General features: G+C 57.2%; 2 protein-coding genes. Both read right to left on the bottom strand.

Annotated elements, in window-relative coordinates; all coding sequences use genetic code 11:
* Positions 1-166: 166 nt before the first annotated feature.
* Positions 167-907, bottom strand: a complete 741-nt coding sequence (locus NW838_RS10450) for an urease accessory protein UreF (protein ID WP_414358068.1) — start codon at positions 905-907, stop codon at positions 167-169.
* Positions 908-919: 12 nt separating this feature from the next.
* On the bottom strand, positions 920-1492 hold the full coding sequence (hpf, locus tag NW838_RS10445; RefSeq protein ID WP_414358070.1) for a ribosome hibernation-promoting factor, HPF/YfiA family: 573 nt from the start codon (positions 1490-1492) through the stop codon (positions 920-922).
* Between the last annotated feature and the right edge of the window lie 190 nt (positions 1493-1682).

Raw genomic sequence — 1682 nt, 5'->3', positions numbered from 1 at the left:
TTATTGCTCCGCAACGATATTGCTCCGCAACGCTGACGCGAAGACGCGACCAAGGTTTTAGGTGGGGGTGCAGTGTCCTGGTTTGAATCAAGATGACCCTAAAAACTCTTCCCTGAACTCCCCTCTCCCTCTGGGAGAAGGGTTTAGGGGTGAGGGTTGACGGCTTTCAAGATTGAAAAAGGCGGGAATAGAGGTGTTGGTGGGCTTGACAATCCCGTTCTTGTAGAGGGGTGAAGCTGCTTAGGGGCGGCCAGCCGAGGGAGAGGTTTGGCCTTTCGGCTCGCTTCATGACCGGCAGAATCTCCTGATGCACCACTGCCTCGATCGGCTCATACAATTGGGCCAGCAGGCTTTGCCCCTCGGTATGCCCCAAAGGCACCAAGCGCACTGCCGCCGAGACCAACCCGGTGAGGGAGGAGAACAAGAAGGCACGCAGGGTATCTTCCAGCCCAATGCCCGCCTGAGCGCAGATCCAGCCGAACACCAAGGAATGATGCAGTGGCTCTCCCTCTGCTTTGGGGACGGAGATTCCCCAGGTGCGTTCTGCCAGTTGAGCTAGGCGTTTGCCCAAATCCAAGCTGGCTTGGCGCGGTTCTGCCGCCCAACGGGTTGCTTGCAGTTGCTGCTGCAGTTTCTCCACTCCTGACTCGGCTCCCAATCGGGACAGACGATGGGCCAAGGCACAGGCTCTGCCCTCGGTGGGGGCTAGGCCCATGTGTAAAACCCCCAGCAGATATTGCTGCACCCTGGCCCGATCGCGAAGTTGCCCCGCTTGAACGGCAGCTTCCAAGCCCCAGGAGTGGGAATAAGCCCCAATCGGCAGGGCAGAATCGGTGAGCTGTAGCAACAGATAGAAAGCGCCGCTGGATCCTAGAGAAGCAAGTCGGGGGGAAAATTCACCACGCATTTTCGCGAAGCTTTAGCGGGGGCGGATCAGGCCGTAGCCACCGTGGTTGCGGACGTAGATAACGTTGATCTCGCCATTTTCGATATTGCGGAAAACGTAGAAGTCGTGATCCACTAGCTCCAACTGGTGCAACGCTTCCTGAACCGTCATGGGTGGCATGGCGAAGTACTTGGTGCGCACCACCTCTGCGGGTAACTCCGCTTGCCGTTCCGTATTTAGCGGATCGGTGACGGGCTGCTGGGCCACTGCCACGGAGGTTTTGGGGGTGTGGCGGACGCGGTGAATGCCGTTCCGTTCTTTGTATTTGCGCAACTTGCGGGCCAGCTTGTCGGCCACACGGTCGATGCTGGCATAGAGGTTTTCGCTGCTTTCTTCCGCCCGGATCACGGTGCCATTGGCGTAGACGGTCACTTCGGCAGATTGGCTGGCACTGATACGGGGGTTGCGGGCTACCGATAGATTGACATCAACCTCACTGGTGATCTGGGCAAAATGACTGACAGCACGCTCAATTTTTTCTTGAACGTAGCTGCGGATGGCCTCGGTAATCTCGACGTTTTTCCCTTGGATCACAAGCTTAGTCATGAGGACTCTCCCAGTCATGTCGGTTTATACCTGAGATAGCGCCTCACCCCCCCCTGGGATCCCTCTGGCTTTCGAAAGCGACCCCAGCTCACGGGCGACCTCAGCCCTTTAATTTGCAAAAACGAAGCCCTGTCATCAAGGGTGAGCAGATCGGCTTTGGGAGTGGCACTAACCTCTTGGGTTAAGTCTA

It is taken from the genome of Synechococcus sp. R55.2 (assembly GCF_047462075.1).
Lineage (GTDB): Bacteria > Cyanobacteriota > Cyanobacteriia > Thermostichales > Thermostichaceae > Thermostichus.
The sequence above is the reverse complement of the archived record's forward strand: the minus strand, read 5'-3'. Positions and strand labels throughout refer to the sequence as shown.